The 20808-nt window shown below is 42.0% G+C and carries 20 protein-coding genes and 1 pseudogene; 11 read left to right on the top strand and 10 right to left on the bottom strand.

Going from position 1 to position 20808, the window contains the following annotated elements:
• The 8 genes and pseudogenes from rpmF (at position 1) to A0125_RS09855 (ending at position 7238) form a co-directional block, all read left to right on the top strand.
• On the top strand, positions 1–192 hold the full coding sequence (gene rpmF, locus A0125_RS09890; protein WP_066755120.1) for a 50S ribosomal protein L32: 192 nt from the start codon (positions 1–3) through the stop codon (positions 190–192).
• A 97-nt stretch (positions 193–289) separates the two neighbouring features.
• Positions 290–1227: pseudogene (gene plsX, locus A0125_RS09885) on the top strand (phosphate acyltransferase PlsX).
• Between the two features lie 6 nt (positions 1228–1233).
• On the top strand, positions 1234–2232 hold the full coding sequence (locus A0125_RS09880; protein WP_066755114.1) for a beta-ketoacyl-ACP synthase III: 999 nt from the start codon (positions 1234–1236) through the stop codon (positions 2230–2232).
• Between the two features lie 43 nt (positions 2233–2275).
• Positions 2276–2764 (top strand): acetyl-CoA carboxylase biotin carboxyl carrier protein, encoded by a 489-nt coding sequence (accB, locus tag A0125_RS09875; protein ID WP_066755112.1) that lies wholly within the window; start codon positions 2276–2278, stop codon positions 2762–2764.
• A gap of 61 nt (positions 2765–2825) precedes the next feature.
• Complete coding sequence (gene accC / locus A0125_RS09870; protein ID WP_066755711.1) at positions 2826–4187, top strand: acetyl-CoA carboxylase biotin carboxylase subunit; 1362 nt, start codon at positions 2826–2828, stop codon at positions 4185–4187.
• 86 nt (positions 4188–4273) lie between these two features.
• Positions 4274–5149, top strand: coding sequence for a twin-arginine translocase subunit TatC (tatC, locus tag A0125_RS09865; protein ID WP_066755111.1), 876 nt, complete (start codon positions 4274–4276; stop codon positions 5147–5149).
• 9 nt (positions 5150–5158) lie between these two features.
• The gene (rpiB, locus tag A0125_RS09860) at positions 5159–5596 is read left to right on the top strand and encodes a ribose 5-phosphate isomerase B (RefSeq protein ID WP_066755109.1); all 438 of its coding nucleotides are present in this window, start codon (positions 5159–5161) and stop codon (positions 5594–5596) included.
• A 55-nt stretch (positions 5597–5651) separates the two neighbouring features.
• On the top strand, positions 5652–7238 hold the full coding sequence (locus tag A0125_RS09855; RefSeq protein ID WP_066755107.1) for a M28 family peptidase: 1587 nt from the start codon (positions 5652–5654) through the stop codon (positions 7236–7238).
• A gap of 78 nt (positions 7239–7316) precedes the next feature.
• Here the strand turns inward: A0125_RS09855 and A0125_RS09850 are convergent, their stop codons facing one another.
• The 5 genes from A0125_RS09850 to A0125_RS09830 all read right to left on the bottom strand — a co-directional run bounded on the left by A0125_RS09850 (position 7317) and on the right by A0125_RS09830 (position 13350).
• Complete coding sequence (locus A0125_RS09850; RefSeq protein ID WP_082784994.1) at positions 7317–9608, bottom strand: family 20 glycosylhydrolase; 2292 nt, start codon at positions 9606–9608, stop codon at positions 7317–7319.
• Positions 9609–9697: 89 nt separating this feature from the next.
• Complete coding sequence (locus A0125_RS09845) at positions 9698–10744, bottom strand: hypothetical protein (protein WP_066755105.1); 1047 nt, start codon at positions 10742–10744, stop codon at positions 9698–9700.
• 2 nt (positions 10745–10746) lie between these two features.
• Complete coding sequence (locus A0125_RS09840; RefSeq protein ID WP_066755103.1) at positions 10747–11394, bottom strand: peptidylprolyl isomerase; 648 nt, start codon at positions 11392–11394, stop codon at positions 10747–10749.
• A 75-nt stretch (positions 11395–11469) separates the two neighbouring features.
• Complete coding sequence (locus A0125_RS09835) at positions 11470–11655, bottom strand: hypothetical protein (RefSeq protein WP_066755101.1); 186 nt, start codon at positions 11653–11655, stop codon at positions 11470–11472.
• A gap of 78 nt (positions 11656–11733) precedes the next feature.
• Complete coding sequence (locus A0125_RS09830; protein WP_066755099.1) at positions 11734–13350, bottom strand: S8 family peptidase; 1617 nt, start codon at positions 13348–13350, stop codon at positions 11734–11736.
• Between the two features lie 201 nt (positions 13351–13551).
• Between A0125_RS09830 and A0125_RS09825 the strand changes: the two genes are divergently transcribed.
• Complete coding sequence (locus A0125_RS09825; RefSeq protein ID WP_231863197.1) at positions 13552–15669, top strand: S9 family peptidase; 2118 nt, start codon at positions 13552–13554, stop codon at positions 15667–15669.
• A 139-nt stretch (positions 15670–15808) separates the two neighbouring features.
• On the opposite strand, the gene A0125_RS09820 is transcribed toward A0125_RS09825, so the two are convergent.
• The 5 genes from A0125_RS09820 to A0125_RS09800 form a co-directional block, all read right to left on the bottom strand.
• On the bottom strand, positions 15809–16450 hold the full coding sequence (locus tag A0125_RS09820; protein WP_066755097.1) for a 5'-methylthioadenosine/S-adenosylhomocysteine nucleosidase family protein: 642 nt from the start codon (positions 16448–16450) through the stop codon (positions 15809–15811).
• Positions 16451–16957, bottom strand: a complete 507-nt coding sequence (locus A0125_RS09815; RefSeq protein ID WP_066755096.1) for an S-ribosylhomocysteine lyase — start codon at positions 16955–16957, stop codon at positions 16451–16453.
• Positions 16958–17060: 103 nt separating this feature from the next.
• A complete protein-coding gene (locus tag A0125_RS09810) occupies positions 17061–17351 on the bottom strand; it encodes an antibiotic biosynthesis monooxygenase family protein (protein ID WP_066755091.1) in 291 nt (96 codons plus the stop codon).
• Between the two features lie 84 nt (positions 17352–17435).
• Complete coding sequence (locus A0125_RS09805) at positions 17436–18263, bottom strand: hypothetical protein (RefSeq protein WP_066755089.1); 828 nt, start codon at positions 18261–18263, stop codon at positions 17436–17438.
• Positions 18264–18413: 150 nt separating this feature from the next.
• Positions 18414–18737: a peptide chain release factor-like protein gene (locus tag A0125_RS09800; protein WP_231863196.1), complete on the bottom strand. Its 324-nt coding sequence runs from the start codon at positions 18735–18737 to the stop codon at positions 18414–18416.
• A gap of 164 nt (positions 18738–18901) precedes the next feature.
• On the opposite strand from A0125_RS09800, the gene bshA reads away from it, so the two are divergent.
• Together bshA and pyrH are read left to right on the top strand one after the other, a co-directional pair.
• A complete protein-coding gene (gene bshA / locus A0125_RS09795; RefSeq protein WP_066755087.1) occupies positions 18902–20041 on the top strand; it encodes an N-acetyl-alpha-D-glucosaminyl L-malate synthase BshA in 1140 nt (379 codons plus the stop codon).
• Positions 20042–20102: 61 nt separating this feature from the next.
• Entirely contained in the window at positions 20103–20807 is a 705-nt protein-coding gene (gene pyrH / locus A0125_RS09790) for a UMP kinase (protein ID WP_066755085.1), read from the top strand.
• The last annotated feature ends 1 nt before the right edge of the window (position 20808 follow it).

The raw sequence follows: 20808 nt of genomic DNA, 5'->3' as shown, positions 1-20808 counted from the left end.
ATGGCACATCCAAAACGTAAAATGTCTAAGTCAAGAAGAGACAAAAGAAGAACGCATTATAAAGCGGATAAACCAAGTTTGACAGTATGTCAAGAAACTGGTGCAGTGCATTTGCCACACCGCGCATACACCGTTGATGGCAACTTGTTCTACAACGGTAAATTGATTATCGAGAATACAGCGGCAATCTAAGGAACTTCCGAAACATCCCATTGACAGTGATTAATTCGATTTATTCCCTGTACATTGGGATGTTTTTTCGTATTATTGACTCATTAAATAATAACGAATGAAGATTGGTTTAGACGTACTAGGAGGAGATTACGCCCCTAACTCTACGATACAAGGAGCTATTGAAGCTCAACAAAACCTCCAAAATGACCAACGTTTGGTACTATTTGGAAATGAAGAAAAAACCCGAGAACTAATCTCCAACGCCGGGGGTGATATTTCGGCTTTTGATTATGTGCATGCACCTGATGAAATCGGCATGCATGAACACCCTACGAAAGCGATCACCCAAAAACCTAACTCTTCGATATCCAAAGGATTTGAGTTTCTAAAAGACGGAAAGATTGACTCTTTTGCTTCTGCTGGAAATACAGGTGCCATGCTGGTTGGTTCTATGTTTAGTGTCAAAACTATTCCTGGAATACTTCGCCCAGCGATTGCTACCAATGTACCTCAGCTAAAGGGTGGAACAGCCGTGCTTCTAGATGTAGGTGCCAACGCAGATTGCAAACCCGAGATGCTCAATCAATTTGCTATCTTAGGTAGCTTTTATGCGGAACATGTTTTGCGCATCGAAACACCACGAGTCAGTTTGGTTAACATTGGTGAAGAAGCAGAGAAAGGAAATCTACTTACCACTAGCACCTATCCCCTACTAAAAGCAAACGAAAAAGTTAATTTCATTGGCAATGCAGAAGGGCGAGATTTATTTTCAGATCATGCAGATGTATTCGTCTGTGATGGCTATACGGGTAACGTGATTTTGAAGCTAGCAGAATCATTTTATGTGGTGACGCTAAAAAAGGGATTCAAGGATGAGTTTTTCGATCGCTTTAATTACGAACAGTTTGGTGGTAGCCCTGTATTGGGTGTCAACGCACCAGTGTTATCGGGCATGGAATTTCCACACCTACGGCGATTAAAAATATGGTTTTACAATCACGAGATATGATATCCTCGAAATTCATCGAGCGAATCAAGTCTGCCATTAAATAATAAAACATGTCAAAAATCCGTGCTGCAATTACAGCTGTAAATGGATACGTTCCCGATTATGTGTTGACGAACCGGGAATTGGAGACCATCGTAGACACTAATGATGAATGGATTGTAAGCCGTACCGGTATTAAGGAAAGACGCATCCTTAAAGGGGAAGGAAAAGCAACTTCTGACTTGGCAGTGCCCGCAATTGAGGGCTTACTAAAAAAACGCGGTATCACCGCGAAGGATATCGAACTAATTATTGTCTGTACCAGCACACCTGATATGATGTTTCCGGCTACAGCAAATCTTGTCGCTCACAAAATCGGAGCTACCAATGCATGGGGCTATGATTTGCAAGCGGCGTGTTCTGGTTTCTTATTCGGACTAACAACTGCCTCCCAATTTATCGAATCTGGAAAGCATACAAAAGTGCTCGTAGTAGGTGCCGACAAAATGTCGTCTATCGTGAACTACGAAGATCGCAACACCTGCATTCTTTTTGGTGATGGCTGTGGCTGCGTTTTATTAGAACCGGATACCGAAGGATATGGTCTGCAAGATTCTATTCTAAAAACAGATGGCGCCGGAGCCGAATTTTTAAATCTTAAAGGTGGTGGCTCATTGAACCCTGCTTCGCATGAAACAGTAGATGCTAAAATGCACTTTGCCCACCAAGAAGGACGTAGCGTATTTAAGTTTGCTGTCACTAATATGGCAGACGTGGTCGCCGAAATCATGGAGAAAAACCAACTACAATCTGAAGATATCAGTTGGTTAGCACCACATCAGGCCAATAAGCGCATCATCGACGCTACAGCCGAACGCGCTGGATTACCGGAAGAAAAAGTGATGATAAACATCCAAAAATACGGCAATACCACTAGCGCAACGATTCCACTATGCCTTTGGGAGTGGGAAAGCAAATTAAAAAAAGGGGATAATATTATTATGGCAGCTTTCGGCGGAGGATTTACCTGGGGAGCTACCTATTTGAAATGGGCATACGATCCAAAGTAATATCGTATTTAACTACAAACAAGACTATAAAATAGAAGAGACTATGAGCATGGATATCAAACAAGTACAAGATTTGATAAAGTTCGTTTCCAAGTCTGGAGTAAACGAAGTATCTATTGAAGAGAAGGATTTCAAGATCACAATCAAAACCAATCAAGAACCTACTTATGTAACTGCTACTGTACCTCAGGCTGCAGTACCAGCTGCTACACCAAGCGTTGCACCAGTTGCTGAACCAGCGAATGTGGCTTCACAAGCTCCTACCAAACCGGCAGCAGACGATAACTCGAATTATATCACGGTAAAATCTCCAATGATCGGTACATTCTATCGTTCTGCGGGCCCTGGCAAGCCATCGTTTGTGAATGTTGGCGATGAGATTACCTCAGGTAAAGTGCTTTGTATCGTAGAAGCCATGAAATTATTCAACGAAATTGAATCCGAAGTATCGGGTAAAATCGTAAAGATTTTGGTTAACGATGCGCAACCAGTAGAATACGATCAACCATTATTCTTGGTAGATCCTAGCTAATTTGTTTCTTCGACCAGAAGAAAAATTAGCTGTTCCATTGTTTTTACTTTATCAAGAATTTATGTTTAAAAAAATACTGATTGCCAACCGGGGAGAGATAGCACTTCGCATTATCCGTACCTGTCGTGAGATGGGCATTCAAAGTGTGGCAGTATATTCTACTGCTGATAGAGATAGTTTACATGTACGATTTGCAGACGAAGCTGTATGTATCGGCCCGCCGGCCAGTAAAGATTCCTATTTAAATATTCCAAACATTATCTCGGCAGCAGAATTGACCAATGCTGATGCCATCCATCCGGGCTATGGTTTTCTATCGGAGAACGCAAAATTTTCGGCTATCTGCGCGGAATATGGCATCAAATTTATCGGTGCTACCGCAGATCAGATTGAGAAAATGGGTGACAAAGCATCAGCAAAAGCGACTATGCAAGCTGCTGGTGTACCGACCGTACCAGGTTCTGTTGGTTTAGTACCTGATGTAAAAACAGGTATTCAATTGGCGAACGAAATCGGCTATCCGGTTATCATCAAAGCAACCGCTGGCGGTGGTGGGCGCGGAATGCGCATCATCTGGAAAGACGAAGATTTTGAACCAAGCTGGGATTCTGCTCGTCAAGAATCAGCCGCAGCCTTTGGTAACGATGGTATTTACCTAGAAAAATACGTAGAAGAGCCAAGGCATATTGAGATCCAAGTGATCGGAGATCAATACGGCAAAGTATGTCATCTTTCGGAGCGTGACTGTTCTATACAACGTAGACATCAGAAATTAGTAGAAGAAGCGCCTTCTCCTTTTATCACGCCAGATTTGCGTGCCAAAATGGGCGAAGCAGCAATCAAAGGGGCAATGGCCGTGAAATATGAGGGCGCGGGTACTATCGAATTTTTGGTAGACAAGCACCGCAACTTCTACTTCATGGAAATGAATACCCGAATTCAGGTCGAACACCCTGTTACCGAAGAAGTAATTAGCTTTGATTTGATCAAAGAGCAAATCAAAGTGGCCGCTGGTATTCCGATCTCTGGCAAAAGTTACGAGCCTACGATGCATGCGATCGAATGTCGAATCAATGCAGAAGATCCGTTCAACAACTTTCGCCCGTCACCGGGTAAAATCACGAACTTTCATTCACCAGGCGGACATGGTGTGCGCGTAGATACACACGTATATGCAGGCTATACCATTCCACCAAACTATGATTCAATGATCGCAAAGCTGATCTGTGTGGCACAAACTCGTGAAGAGGCATTGAACACGATGGAGCGTGCGTTGAGCGAATTTGTGATCGAAGGGATCAAAACGACTATTCCTTTGCATCTTCGCCTGATGCGTGATCCAAACTTCCGCGCAGGAAACTTTACTACTAAGTTTATGGAAACATTTGATCTGACAGAATACCCAGACGAATCACAATCTTAAAGACTACGTTACAATCAAAAAAAAATACCATTCTTCGGTCGAAGAATGGTATTTTTGTTTATACGCGTATTGAATAACATAACTACATGTCAAATAAAAACTTAAAACTTCTACAGGCATTAAAAAACAAAGGAAAGAGCATAGAGGCAGAAATGTCTTTTTTTGAACATATAGAAGTCCTGAGATGGCATCTGATACGTTCAGTACTCGCTATTGCGGTATTTGCTATCCTGGCGTTTACCTTCTACGATTTCGTATTTAATGACATCATTATGGGCCCCAAGAACCTCGATTTTTGGACTTACCGAATGATGTGTAAGCTAGGCGACTTGCTGAGCCTTGAAGGTTTTTGTGTAGAGCGCATTCCCTTCAACATAATCAATACAGAGTTGGCTGGGCAATTTATGTTGCAGATCAACTCTTGTTTATTAATGGCCGTAGCGCTAGGCTTTCCATATCTGCTATTTGAGGTTTGGTTATTTGTAAAACCTGCGTTGACCGACGTAGAACGCAAAGGTGCTCGAGGTTTTGTTTTTTATGCGACAATTCTATTCATTGTTGGTGCTTTATTTGGCTATTACATTGTGGTACCGTTATCCGTCAATTTCTTAGCTAATGTATCCCTAAGTGAAGAGATTACCAATCAGATCACGATAGACTCTTATCTATCTACCATTGCAACGTTGACATTGGGCTGTGGAGTCATCTTTCTATTACCGATCCTGATTTTCATCTTGTCCAAGTTGGGAATCATGACACCAGAATTTATGCGTGCTAGTAGACGTTATGCTATTGTCATTATTCTAATCATCGCAGCAATCATAACACCTACTGCAGATGTTATTACACTGCTTACGGTAAGTGCTCCTATGTTTATATTATATGAACTAAGTATATCTGTGTCGGCAAGTGTAAAACGCAGTAAATTGCAGAGGGAAAAAGAATTTTACAAACGAAAATAACATCTTATTATGTCTAGAAGAATAGCTATAGGTAGTGATCATGCAGGATTCGAGTACAAACAACAGTTAATAGCAGTGTTGAAGGAATCGGGTTATGATGTCGCTGATTTCGGCCCTTCCAATTCAGATTCAGTCGATTATCCGGACTTTGCACATCCAGTATCCAGCAGCGTAGAACAGAAGGAGAATAAATTAGGTATATTGATCTGCGGATCCGCAAATGGTGTCGCGATCACGGCTAATAAACATCAAGGTATCCGAGCAGCAATTGCTTGGCTCGAAGAGATTGCCGTACTGGCTCGTCAACATAACGATGCTAACGTATTATGCATTCCTGCCCGATTTATTGACATCACGTTGGCTAAGAAGATTGTACAAGCTTTCCTTTCGACGGAATTCGAAGGTGGAAGACACGCCAATCGCGTCAATAAAATCGCCTGTATATAAATGCAGCAACCATAATGTATACTGAGTAACTAACTACAAGAACTAAAGGACATACATGAAAAAGTATCTTTCTCTACTATTTATTGTTCCAGCCATTTGGAGCTGCACATTTGCGCAAGAAGCTGTACAAAAAAAATATGCTGGTAAAATCACGGAAGAATTAGCAAAGAAACACTTAACAATACTGGCCTCTCCCGAATTTGAAGGCCGTGGGACTGGGCAAGCTGGTGGTCGCAAAGCAGCAGAATATGTCGCCCAGCAATTTGAAGAATTTGGCTTAACAAAGCCAGTCAATGGCTCCTATTTTCAACCCGTAAGTCTTGTCAAATCGGTATACGCCGTGAAAGATTTTAGTATTGGAGGAAAGTCATACAACTACGGCAAAGACTTTTATGTACAAGGTGAAAATACACTGCAAAACTACAGTGCCGACGAGCTGATCTTTATTGGCTATGGTATCCAAGATGAGCATTACAATGATCTCAGCGGTCTTGATGTTACGGGCAAAGTCGTCGTTTTCATCAATGAAGGAGAGCCCAAAGATGCTGCTGGCAACTCGTTGATTTCGGGTACAGCGAAAGAATCTGACTGGACACGTAGCCGCTTGAAGCGCCTACAGGAATTGATGAAAAAAGAGCCTAAACTCATTATTGCCACCTCAGCTCAGGTAGCTCAAAATATCACACGTGTCAGTGGCAGATTAAATTCTGGCCGCGTGGGTCTGAAGAAATCCGACAATCCAACGATGAACAATGGTGTACCGATGGTGATCGCTACTGAAGATATGGTAAATGGTATTTTAGAAGCTAAAAACACCAATTTAGCGCACGTCAAAAAGACCATTTCGGAAACAAAAAAGCCAAACTCCTTTGCCATAAATACGACATTAAGGGCAGAAATGGGTAACAATCAAGAAGATCTGGACGATCCTAACGTATTGGGCTTGTTAGAAGGATCTGATCTGAAAGATGAAATTGTGGTTATTGGCGGTCACTGGGATCATGATGGTATCTTGCCTGACGGCACAATATTCCCAGGTGCAGATGATAACGGAACGGGTACTGTAGCGGTAATCGATCTTGCACGCGCTTTTGCGGCAGCTAAAAAAGATGGCAAAGGTCCACGTCGTAGCATTTTATTTATCGCATATGCGGCAGAAGAGAAAGGCTTGCTCGGATCTAACTACTATGTAGAAAATCCAATCTTTCCGCTAGACAATACTGTTGCCTGTATTAATATTGACATGATCGGACGCATCGATGACAAACATTTGGAAGGCAATCACAACTATGTGCACGTGATCGGCACAAATAAGTTGAGCTCGGAATTAAATCCATTGGTAGAGAAAGCTAATGAAGAATATACTGGTATGGAACTAGATGGCATGTATAATGATCCGAATGATCCTATGCGCCTGTACTATCGCTCAGATCACTACAACTTTGCGAAAAAAGGTATTCCTGCTTTGTTCTTCTTTTCGGGTTTACATCCACATTATCACACACCTGAGGATACCGTCGATAAAATTGATTTCCCAATGATGGTAAAGCGCGAACACTTAATCTTTCACACTACTTGGGATATTGTGAACCGCGACAATCGATTAGTAGTTGATATTCCAGAAGATGGCGGCACGCGCTAATACAGGATAAGCCATTCAGAAAAAGCAAAAGCCCTTGACGATCAAGGGCTTTTGCTTTTTCTTATAGCATTCAATAGCTTATCGTTGGTAGAACCAATCGTCTGGAATTGGCACCACCTCGCCCCCATCTACGCTGTATTGCAGTTCTAAGGTAAAACCACCACCTGCTTCAATAAAATCTATTGCAAAGTCGTGCAAACCCTTTTTTAAAGCAATCTGCCCACTCTTCATGATCGGAGAATGATTACCGTCGTTATCAACGACCATTTGGTCCGCAATGCGCAACACACCGCCGTCATCGCACGTAAAATAGAAGCTGTAGATTCCATCTTTCGGAACGCGAATGTAGGCCCGGAGCTGCGCCGCGAATGCCGGCATATTTACCGTATCTGCAATATGCACATTCTCTAAAACCTCCTCGCGCACTACGTTGCCGTCGATCGTGGCGACTTTAGGAAATTTGCCTTCGAAAAACTTTGTAAACAAGCCGTTTTCGCGACCTCTCAGGGATGCTTTCACAGGTTTCTTCCAAGAGTCATTCACAAAATCAATTTGATACAATTCGCTCTTTGCGCCGCTTTCGGTGATGGATGCAAATCGAATCTGAGTTGGTTCATGTACCACCAGCTCCTCCTTCAATACCTTACTGTTAGCCGTAGGCAAACTGCCATCGGTCGTATAATATACTTTAGCCCAAGCCAGCGGATTATTCACCCGAAATGCTGCTTTTCCATCTACGATGACTTGCTGATCGGCGAAACCATGCAAATCTGGCATTCGAAAACTGTATCCCAGTTGCTGCCAAGCATGATAATGATCTACGACACGATTTTGATATGAAGTAAACAGCTCCTGATTCGTCCATACACGTTCGGCCAATGCGGTTAATCGTGGCAGAATCATAAACTCCAATCGCGCGACCGATGGGATCATTTCAGTCCAAGTATTGGCCTGAGCGCCCATAATGCGCGCATGATCTTGCGGTGGCAGATCCGTTGGAATTGGACGGAAATGATAAACGCTATTCAGCGAGCTGCTGTTTGGCAGAAAATCAAAATACAATGGATTTGTTGGCGTCATGATGACATCATGCCCTCGAGAAGCCGCTTTGTGTGGCGCATCCTTCTCCCATCCGCGCCAGTACATCACGGTCATAGCACTATCTACGCCGCCATCCAATACCTCATCCCAACCAATGGCTCGCTTACCGTTTTTGGTGATAAAAGTATTCACTCGATTCACAAAATAGCTTTGCAATGCATCCAAATCAGCAATATTATGCTCTTTCATGAGTGACTGGCACAAGGCCGACTTTTCCCAGCTATCTTCTTCTACCTCATCAGCACCAATATGTATGTAGTTGCTCGGGAACAATTCTATTACTTCCGTGAGCACATTCTCCACAAAAGTATAGGCTTCTTCTTTACATGGGCAGATTGGTGTGGAGAAGGTTTTGCCCCAGCTCGCTTCGCCAGCATCTAAAAGTAAGTCCGGATATGCCTTTGTGGCCATGTACATATGTCCAGGCATATCAATTTCTGGAATAACTTCTATGTGTTTATCTTTTGCGTACTGCAAAATCTCTTTGATATCTTCTTGTGTATAATAACCGCCATATTCGATCACTCCGTTACGCTCGCGTAGATGCTCCTTGGGCAGATCAAAATCAGGGTTAGTTTTAGCTTTTTGTAATAGCGCAGTATCGTGGTTATTGTATGTCCTCCAACCGCCCAACTCCGCGAGCTTTGGATACTTTTTAATTTCCAATCGCCAACCCTGATCGTCAGTGAGGTGAAAGTGAAATTTATTGAACTTGTACATTGCTAGCAAATCAATGAAGCGCAGAATGTATTCTTTGGAGAAGAAATGTCGCGCAACATCCAAATGTGCACCACGCCAGCCAAAACTTGGACCATCCTCGACCTGAACAAAGGGCAAAGTAATTACGTGGTTCGTTTTGCTGGTGAGTAGCAGTTGATTCAGAGATTGCAAACCGTAAAACATCCCGGACGATGTACCAGCACGTAGATGTATTCCCTTCGCATCTATTTTTAAGTGATAGTGCTCCGCTTCGATCTGATCATCTTTCAGCAGCAAGATATTAGCAGAACCTGCATTTCGAGCGAGCTGTAGCGTCTTACCTGCAAACACTTGCTGTGTAAGCACGGTGATTTCTTGCTCAAAGAAAGAAATATCATCGCTATAGTATTGCAACAACTCGGATTGGGGCGACCAAATACCGTCGTGCATGATGACCGATTGTGGATAAGGGATTAATGGTAGATTGTGTGAATCCTTGGCTGACTGGGCATATCCAAAATATAGCACAGCTAAAAGGAAATAGCTTAAAAATAACGATGTTTTAATCATGTTAGATACGTGGAATTTATCTGAACCGGAAAGATAAAGAATTTTGTTTACTTGGGCTTCTCAAAATCTACGTAGCTAGCTATTACTGACTAATCTGCATTTCGTTTATTCCAAATTTTTTCTGCCCAACGTCCTACTAACCAAAACGAAACTGCTAAGAACAGAAAGAAAAGAGTACGATTGATATTGTCCCACAAATATTCGACATAACGCGTGTAAATATTAATAACAAAGAACACAAAACCAATTTCTCGCGTCGTATTATCCTTGTAACGCAAACCATACAATACCAAACCAAGCGCGATACCTGTGGAGATCAGCCCCCAATAAAACATCTCATATTGGCGGATAGATGCCCAGCGATCCCAATCACTGTAATTACCAAATATGGACAGTGCCCATAGTGAGATCATTAGATACAATAGGCCAATCACATAACTCATTTTGCGAAATTCCAGTAAGGCCTTAATCCGTGGTACTACGAAGATAGCGATCAGCGTCACCACCAAACCAAATAACGTGAAACGAAGCGGATAGTTCATCCCCCAGAACTTAAATCCCCAATTACTATGATGTGCAGTCTCTGTACCAAACCATATGCCCATACTAATGAGCATGAAGATCCAGATAAGCTGTGACTTAAATCTCACGGCTAAAAAGCCATATATGAGTACTGATAATAGAAAAAACAACGAATAATGGCTGGTGTCTTTTCCCAATATTTTGCCTAAAAAACCGATGGATGCTGCAGTTGCAAACACACCTACTAACATCATGGTTTCGGTAGATAAAGTCTTGGTAGGATTACGTAGTTTGTATCGAAAGCCGAGCGCGTAAAATATGACCGCCAAGGCAGCAAAGAATCCGAAGTAGATGACATCAGGCGCGTCGGATAGGCTTTGTACAAATTGTACAAAGGCCTCATCAATAAATAGCGACAAAACGGCGAAGACCAAACAGCCTAAAGCTACCCAAAATGCATAGCGAGCCAAACGCCCCCAATCAAAACTTTTCACATCAAGCGATTCGCGCAATTCTGCACTTTTCTGCGTATCCAGATATCCTCGCTCTTCCCAGAAATCGATTGCCTCACTCAGTGTATCGTGATCTTGGCGTGTTACATCTAATTTTTTCATAGCTATAGGCTAGATCCTTCCAAAACACGTACCGAAAATACTACGGGCGCGAGTGGCACATCCGACGAGTCGGTCTCGACATGATTGATCTGCTCAACTATCTCCATACCACGAACCACGCTGCCAAAGATGGTATAGTCACCATCCAGCCGTGGTATACCACCTATACTGGAATAGATTTCACGTTGCTTAGCTGGAATTTTAACTCCTTTTGATTTTTCTAATGCCGCTAGCTCAACGCTCGTTATTACTTTGCCGATAACAAAATAAATTTGCGTGAGGTATGATGCTTTTTCGGCATTGTCATCTCGGCCGGCACCGAGTGCCCCTTTGTGGTGAAAGTGTTGTGGCAGGATTTCGGCAGTTAAACGCTGGCGCTTGCGCACTCCCGCTGCTTCCTCCTCTAATATAGGTTCATCCAGTTCGCCGCCTTGATTTACAAAACCAGTAATTACCCGGTTGAACAAAGCGCGATGGTATACGCTATCTTTGACAGCTTGTAAAAACATGTCTCGATGCTGCGGCGTATCATCAAACAATTCGACTTCTACCTCGCCAAAAGATGTCTCAAATAGAACATGTGTGGTTTGTGCGCTTGTGCCAAGTGCCATACAGCAACTGATAATGAAGGTAGAAATGATTTTTTGCATGCAACCAATCTACTAAAAAAATAGTGTGATTGAGCTAAAAAGAAAAGCCTCAGAATTAAATTCTGAGGCTTCTGATCATTTTTGCTTGCGTAAAGATTTAGAGTAACCTAAAATCGCTTCGATAGTCTTTTCATTTGGACTTTTACTGAGTTTTTTGATGCCGGCTTGCAGGCTCAATTCAAATTGACCATCCGTCAGCTTTTGAGGCTGCCGATCTACGGGATAAGCTAATGATTCATCTTTTGTAAAAACTTTAACCATAAGCGTTTAAATTAAAATATACTATCTAAACGTAAGATAAACATTAATAGTATCCGCTCTGATTATTTTTAAAAATTATTACTTAACAGCCATTTCTTCGGCTAATCTTACCGCTTCATAGGCATTGACTATCCCTCCAGATACACTGATCTCATCTAAATATGCCTTTCTAGAACGGCCTTCTCCTGGTACTTTTACTTTTTGATCTACTTTGGTAACCGATTTTAGGATAATATCTTTTACTTGAGTTGCCGTCAAGTCTGGGTAATAAGAACGTAATATAGCTGCTAATCCTGATACCACTGGCGCAGCCATACTTGTACCTTGTTGCTCTTTGTAGGTAGATTCTGGCATCGTTGAATTGATTTTAACGCCTGGTGCAAAAACGTCGACACTGCGGTATCCATAATTGGAGAAAGTAGCCACTAAATCAGCGTCTTGCTTCCAGCCTGTAGCACCTACAGTAATCCAGTTCGCGGCTTCACCCTGCACCGATCCTAAACTATCTGTATAGTATTTTGTAGGATAATTTTTAGAGACATCAAGATCATTACCATCGTTCCCAGCTGCATGCACTAATAGGACATCTTTAGATTCCGCGTATTTTACCGCATCATCTACGGTTTGCTTATTATACACGTACGCTTTTCCAAAGCTCATATTAATAATCTTCGCGCCATTATCTACCGCATAACGAATGGCATTCGCCACGTCCTTATCGTGTTCGTCACCGTTGGGCACCGTACGCACCGACATAATTTGCACGTGCTCAGCCACGCCGTCGATGCCAATATTGTTTCCTCGTTTCGCGCCAATAATTCCGGCTACGTGCGTGCCATGGCCTGCGTCTGGGCCTTTCACATCTGGATTGCCATAATAGCGTTCACTCGCATCGTCATAATTATCACCAATGATAGTTCTTGGATTAAAGTCTTTATTTAAGTGAAAGTTCACTTGCTCCTGATAGTACTTCACACCTTCTGTAAGGCTATCGTAGAATTTATCAAATGGATCTTTGTCGAGCTCCTTTTTAATAATACGAATGGCCATTTTTTGGCGATCATTGCTTGGTGTTATCTTATCGAGGTCTGCTTTGGTGATATCTTTTGGTTCCTTACCTGTGCTTGCCACGATACCATCAATATCTTCTTTTAGACGCGTGTAATTGGTTGCGCCGAATTGCGCTTCATCCATTTTCGACGTGTAATCTCCGATCATGCGTTGGTAGGCGACGAATTCGCGGCGCTCCGCCTCCGAAAGGCGTGTGCTTGGCAATACAGAAATGTATTTGGGCTCATATAGACGGATTAAGCGTGTAACTTCCAGATTGTCCTGATCAACATTTTCGCCATTGGCATTGCCTAAGAAATTCCATCCGTATACATCGCCTGCGTAGCCATTGCCGTCATTATCTTTAGTGCTCCCTACGGTTTCTTTAGGATTCATCCACAGCACTTCTTTAAGATCCTCATGCGTAATATCAACTCCGCCATCTAGTACGGCAACGACAACTGGTTTTGCGGTCTTATTCTTTAGGAAATCATATGCTTTCTCGGTACTTATTCCCATAATACCATCTTTCTGAAAGTCCAGATTGTACCAATTGGGTGGCGGTGTATCTTTATCTTGCGCAGATCCTGCAAATGGGAATATTCCCAGCACTAGATAGAGTAATGCTTTGTTTACTTTGTTCATGTGTGTGTATTAGTGTTTATTACGTATGTAAACAAATATAATGCAATATTGTAGCGACCGCTGTTAAATAGTTTAAAAATCAAATATTTCTATTACTTTTAAGTAATCAGACAGCCCTTGGATAAGTTATTTATATAACGCTGTTTTGGTGCTGTTTACGTAAAAACAATCGTCGACAAAGCCACACTTCATTCACTTAACATGAAATTTAAAATATCATATAGTTTGATTGCACTTACCATTATCGCAGGATCCTGCGAGTCCGAAGAAAAAAAGAGAAATGCGCCACAATGGGCGATTGATGCAAAAGCTCCTGTAGCGGAGCTCACCCCTTATACGCGAATCATTCATGGCGACACGGTAATTGATAATTATTATTGGTTAAATGATTATTTCAAAGAAGGCCCCGACTCGAGCAAAGTGATCACCTATCTGAATGCAGAGAATACGTACACAAAAGCCATGATGCAAGATACCGAAGGCTTTCAAGAATCCTTGTTTAAAGAATTGAAAGGGCGAATCAAAGAAGCAGACGAAAGTGTACCATACCTCAAAGATGGTTACTATTATTATCGACGTACTGATGAGGGTAAGCAGTATTATAAACTTTGTCGTAAAAAAGGATCACTTAATGCCGCAGAAGAGATCTTACTAGATGTCGACAAAATGGCCGAAGGCTATGCCTATTATGCCGTTGGTGGTACATCAATCAGTCCAGATAATAATTTATTGGCCTTTGCTGTTGACACCGTTTCTAGAAGAGAGTACACCCTACACATCAAAAATCTCAAAACAGGCGAGATTTACTCAGATCGTATTAGTCGCACCTCTGGCAATGTGGTATGGGCAGCCGACAATAAGACGATTTTTTATACGTCGCAAAATCCAAAAACTTTACTATCGGAAAAAATCAAAAAACATACGCTTGGCACCTCCGAATCAGCCGATATCGTCGTGTACGAGGAAAAAGACAACTCTAATTATATCGGTGTATCGAAATCCAAGAATGGCCGTTACATCATGATTTACTCCGGTGGCACACTGAGTTCCGAGACACGATATCTCGATGCAAACATGCCCGATAAAGAGTTTAAAATCTTTCAGCCAAGGCAAAAGAATGTATTATATACTATCACAGCGCTGGAAGACCGATTCATTGTGGTCACCAACGAAGATGCTCAGAATTTTAAGGTGATGGAGACGCCCTTGGATCGCACGGAAAGATCGAACTGGAAAGTGCTGATTCCTCATCGCCAAGATGTACTTGTGGAGGGCGTGGAAGAGTTCAAAGATTTTATGGTCGTTTCGGAGCGAAAAAATGGATTGTCTCAGCTAGCGGTACACGATTTGAAGGCAGCCACACAGCATTATCTTGATTTTGGAGAAGAGGCGTATACAGTCTATTCGGGAGTAAATGCAGAATACAATAGTCCAATCTTACGCTATGGATATACGTCAATGGTAACGCCCAATTCGACCTACGATTATGACATGCGGACCAAGAAGAAAGAGCTGAAGAAACAACAAGAAGTACTTGGAGGATATGATACGGATCAATACGAAAGCAAGCGCATATTTGCCACTGCTACCGATGGAACTAAGGTACCGATCTCCTTGGTTTACAAAAAAGGATTTAAGCAAAATGGACAGGCTCCTTTGCTATTGTATGCATATGGTTCTTATGGCATGTCGATGGATCCTACATTTAGCTCCTCGCGATTAAGTTTGTTGAATCGTGGTTTTGTATTTGCTATTGCACATATTCGTGGTGGCGAAGAAATGGGCCGCCAATGGTATGAAGACGGAAAAATGATGCATAAGATAAATACGTTTACCGATTTTATTGATTGTGGAAAATATCTGATCAATCAAAAATTCACCTCATCCGAACACCTGTATGCGCAGGGAGGTAGCGCTGGCGGATTGCTAATGGGCGCTGTCATCAACATGGCTCCTTCGCTGTGGAATGGCGTCATCGCCGCCGTTCCATTTGTAGATGTTGTGACTACTATGCTGGACGAAAGTATTCCGCTAACCACCAACGAATACGATGAGTGGGGAAATCCAAATGAAGAAGCAGCGTATCGGTACATGAAATCATACTCTCCGTACGAAAATATTGAAGCCAAAGAATATCCGAACTTGTTAGTAACTACAGGACTACATGATAGCCAAGTTCAATATTTCGAACCCGCAAAGTGGGTAGCGAAGCTCCGAGCGACGAAAAGGGGATCCAACGTCGTGCTGCTAAAACCGACATGGCGTATGGGCATGGTGGAGCATCGGGCCGATTCGACTACCTTAAAGATTTGGCATTAGAATATGCTTTTTTATTCAAGTTAGAAGGCATTCAAGATTAACCATCCAATAAAGGAGGTTTTTATAATTGTAAAAGGTTCATCTGTCGGATGAACCTTTTTTTTGCTGTATAAGAAGATGAGGAAATGCCAATCAGCAGCTAAAAAACGTTGGATGTTGCCATTTTTCCTTGATCCAAGGATCGCATAAATTGATCTAGGATACTGCCTAATCTGCCGGAAATCTCGCCGAGAATACTTTCCCAATCTTTCACCGTACCATCACAGTTGTCAGATACAATTTTGATACTATGAAACCGTAGATTTTTTTGATAACAGAAACTTGCTAGTGCATAGCCTTCCATATCGAACGCTAATGGATTAAGATGCTTGATATCTTGGTAAAATGCCGTCGTGACATTAATAAAACGATCTGAAGTTAGTAGCGCTTCTTCGTACGAAAATTCGTCCAGTGGAATTGAATACAGCACTCCCTTTCCACGAATAAATTGCGTGTTTTCTAAGAAAAAACCATCAGTATAAGCATCACCTTGAGCATAGAACTCAGGATAAAGCACATGTCCTACCGGATGTCTAGTACTGCCCACCGTACCTACGTTCAACAGCATTGGTGATATGCCTAAAGTCTTTATTTCTTCGTACAATGTGGACAAGGATACTATTGCGTTGACTTTGCCCACACCAATTTCGTATACCAAAGTTGTTTTGTCTGGTGCTTTGAAAGATAGCTCCTGCTTATTAGCAACTAAGATAATCGTTTCGATATCCTGATGAAGGATCATTTAGTTTTCGTCAATATATGGATACTCAAATTCTAATTCTCCGGCCTTGATCAAACGTAGAAAATTCGCAGAGGCTTTTTTCGATGCTTCCCAATCCATAAAGGTATAGTTGCCGCAACTTATTGGGTTTTGGAAAGGCACTTCATATCCTTCCGTCAGCACGATTTCTAAAACTTCTTCCATCAATTTGGCCACATTTTCGGGCGTACGGTCAGTCCCGGCTAAGACGACATAGAAACCTGTACAACATCCCATCGGACCGACGTAAATCACCTCATCACCAAGAATAGTTCTGATCTCAGTCGCAAAACAATGCTCTAAGGTGTGCATTACTTCGGGCGACAACATGCGTTCAGGTGAATTAGGCCGAATCATACGAATGTCGTAGGTCGTATAACTATCCATCTTACTGCTATTCGTTGCAGAAGCTTTCGCGTAGATTCCTTGCTTCAACTTCGTGTGATCTACGGTGAAACTATTTACCGTTGCCTTTTCTTTTGTATACATAGTATGCCGTTTAGTGCTATTTAGCGGTTAGGCGCATAGCGGTTACAGTCTTGTAAAATATCTACAAAAATACTAGATTATAGTAAGAAAGAAGAAAAAACTACTATTTTAACACTTCGTAATGCTCGACTGTAGGGAAGGGATCATAATAATGATGCAGTAATTTTTCCCATTCTTTGAATAGTGAGGATTCCTTAAAACCAATGGTATGATCTTCCAATGTTTCCCATTCTACCAGCAAAATGTATTGATTACTTTTTTCGATGCACTTGCGCAGCGAATGCGTGATGTAACCTCTGCTCGCGCTGATATATTGACAAGCCGTTTTGTAATCTCTTTCAAAATTGGCTTGTTGTCCGTCGATAATTTCTAATACAGCTACTTCTAAAATCATAATTCGTATTTAATATGGTGAATCAAAGATATTAAACTTACTACATTGTTGCGGATGATTTGGCGATAATTTATGAGGTAGTATTTATTGATAGCCCATTTTCTCCATTAACAATCTATCTTGCTCGATGATATCATCGGTATGCACCTGCGACGACCAAATTTCTTGGTGTTGCAGATCACTGTAAACCACACGATATGTAGCTCCTTGGCACACCGAAAAGGCGGTGTAGTAAAATTCACCTGGATTGCGTAACGTATATAATATCAATTCCTCATCCTGCTCTCCTACTCGATATATTTTCAGCAAGGTATGTTCGTCGCGGACCAGTTCGGCTGGAATATCGATTCCCCAACCGATCTGCTTTTCAGGCACACAATCTACGGCAGTAATATCTGGGAAAAGCTTATGGCTAAATCGAACATCCTTGTTTAAAAATTGATTAATAGCTGCTTCGTTTAACACATTTGTACTACTAAAAACAAAGCCCACCTGTGGGCCAGTTGGCGACTGATATACTGCATGAACCAAATGCTGCCCTTTGGCTCTCTTTTTCTTGTACAAATACCGATTAGATTTTGCTGTCTGCGTCAAATAATTGGAAAAAGATCGGGTACTGTCTTCGGATTGCCAAACAATCACTTCGACGAGGCTATCCAAATCCGCCACAAACAGTACTTCAACCTCCTTTGGCTTCACACCAAAAGATCGTAAGGCTTGGCCATGTTTCTTATTCAACACCGATATCTCTGTTTTTTCTGGCAGAGTTGCTACACTTAGATGACTACGAACATTGTGATAATGTGGATCATTCTCCACCATGAACCCTTGTTTGGAAAACTCATAACTTCTGCAAGAAGTAAAAACAAATATTGGCAGCAAAGCCAAGAGTAGAATGGAGGATGAACGCATTTAAATAAAGTTTAGGTTAGTTCACAGATAGCTATATCATAAAACTATAACGTCCTATTAATAAGAATATTTTAAAAGTCGTAGCGCTTACGTTGTTGTTTTTTCTCCGATTGCTTTTTCTTGCGATCTAACCGTTGGAGTATTTTGGATTTAGGAATACGCGTGGGGAGGCGTTTTTTTGATGGGTTTCAGGACGTCTGCTAGCAGCTGAAAAAAACGCGCAATCACGGTCTCTTTATTATCTAGCTGACTTCTACTTTGGGAAGATTCCAATAAAAGTATACCTTCGCTCGAGATACGATTGGATAAATGGGAACGGATAGTATTTTTTTGAAATTCGTCGAAAGCAACGGAGTTATTCACATCCCAAAAGAGCATCACCTTACTTTCCACCTTATTGACGTTTTGGCCACCAGCCCCACCCGAGCGGGCGGTCTTGAACCAAATTTCTCTTGTCAATTGCTCTTTATTCATTGATGTAAATATAACATTCCGCAATAGAATTATTGCAAAACAATTATAAAACCCTCCTTATCTTTGCTACATCAGGCAAGTACCCGTACGCCAGCTATGAGGAGAACGATCAGATGAACGCATCTACCTGATGAAGTTTAATTTTAGGAAGACAAAAAAGACAAATGAAAATAGGAATAGTTTGTTACCCTACCTTCGGAGGTAGCGGTGTAGTGGCTACCGAACTGGGTAAAGCTTTGGCTTCCAGCGGGCACGAGATCCACTTTATTACGTATAGCCAGCCCGCAAGATTAGATTTCTTCTCGGAGAATCTCTTTTATCACGAAGTGGCCATGTCGCAATATCCACTTTTTGATTATGCGCCCTACGAAACCGCGTTGGCTAGCAAGCTGGTAGACGTAGTTCGCTATGAAAAACTTGATTTGCTGCACGTGCATTATGCTATACCACATGCTTCCGTAGCCTTTATGGCCAAGCAGATTTTGGCGACCTACGGAATTAAGATTCCTGTTGTCACTACGTTGCATGGTACAGACATTACCTTGGTAGGTAAAGATAAAAGTTTCAGTCCGGTCGTTACCTTTTCGATTAACCAGTCGGATGGTGTAACCACCGTTTCTGAAAATCTGAAGCAACAAACATTAGACTACTTTGATATAACAAACCACATCGAAGTGATTCCAAACTTCATCGATCTCAATAGATTTCACAGTAAGAATCACGAACATTTCAAAAAAGCGATCGCACCCAACGATGAGCGCATTGTGGTGCACACTTCCAACTTCCGTAAGGTAAAGCATACGGGCGATGTGATTCGTATCTTCGAGCAGATCAATCAAAAGATTCCGAGCAAATTACTTATGGTCGGAGACGGACCAGATCGACGCAATTCGGAAGAATTGGCGCGCCAGCTTAATGTATGGGAACACGTACGCTTCTTAGGAAAACAGGATGCTATTGAAGAGATACTTTCGATCGCAGACTTATTCCTGATGCCATCTGGTTCGGAGAGCTTTGGTTTGGCAGCACTGGAAGCCATGGCTTGTAAAGTACCCGTGATCTCTTCTAATACGGGTGGTCTTCCAGAATTGAATGTAGATGGATTTAGCGGCTACTTGAGTGATGTTGGTGATGTGGAAAACATGGCCAAGCAAGGCGTATATATCTTGGAAGATGACGCCAGATTGGCTGAATTCAAGGAAAATGCTTTGTTAAGAGCGGAAGATTTCAAGATCTGCAAAATCGTTCCACACTATGAGCGTTTTTACGATGAGGTCATAGCACGTGTGAAAAAAGCAGAATAAACCTAGCTGACCGACAAAATTGTCTTATATTTGGCTTTTGGAAACACTCCAAAAAACACATATGAAATACAAACGGATCCTACTAAAACTAAGTGGAGAAGCTTTGATGGGAGAGCAAAGCTACGGTATTGATATCAATCGTGTCCAACAATACGCCAAAGACATTCAGGAAATTCACAGCATGGGATTGGAAGTCGCTATCGTGATCGGTGGTGGCAACATTCACCGCGGACTTAGCGCTGAAAAAGCTGGAATGGATCGTGTACAGGCCGATTATATGGGCATGCTTGCTACAGTAATCAACAGTATGGCTTTGCAAGATGCATTAGAGAAAAATGGTATGAAAACCCGTTTGCTAACTGCCATCAAAATGGAGCAAATCTGCGAACCATTTATTCGTAGACGAGCCGTGCGCCATTTGGAAAAAGGCCGCGTGGTGATCTTTGGAGCAGGAACCGGAAACCCATATTTTACAACTGATACAGCTGCTTCCCTACGCGCCATCGAGATTAATGCCGATGCCGTACTCAAAGGAACACGCGTAGATGGTATCTATACTGCCGACCCTGAAAAAGATCCGACAGCACAGAAATTCGAACAAATATCCTTTACCGAGGTTTATGAAAAAGGATTGAACGTAATGGATATGACAGCATTCACGCTGTGCCAAGAGAACAACCTCCCTATCGTTGTTTTTGACATGAACAAAGCAGGAAACCTTAAAAAATTGGCTGAAGGCGAAGACATCGGCACCATAGTTAGTTAAT

This window comes from Sphingobacterium populi (assembly GCF_001586775.1).
GTDB classification, from domain to species: domain Bacteria; phylum Bacteroidota; class Bacteroidia; order Sphingobacteriales; family Sphingobacteriaceae; genus Sphingobacterium; species Sphingobacterium populi.
Note: the sequence above shows the minus strand (reverse complement) of the source record. Positions and strands in the feature narration are given on the sequence as shown.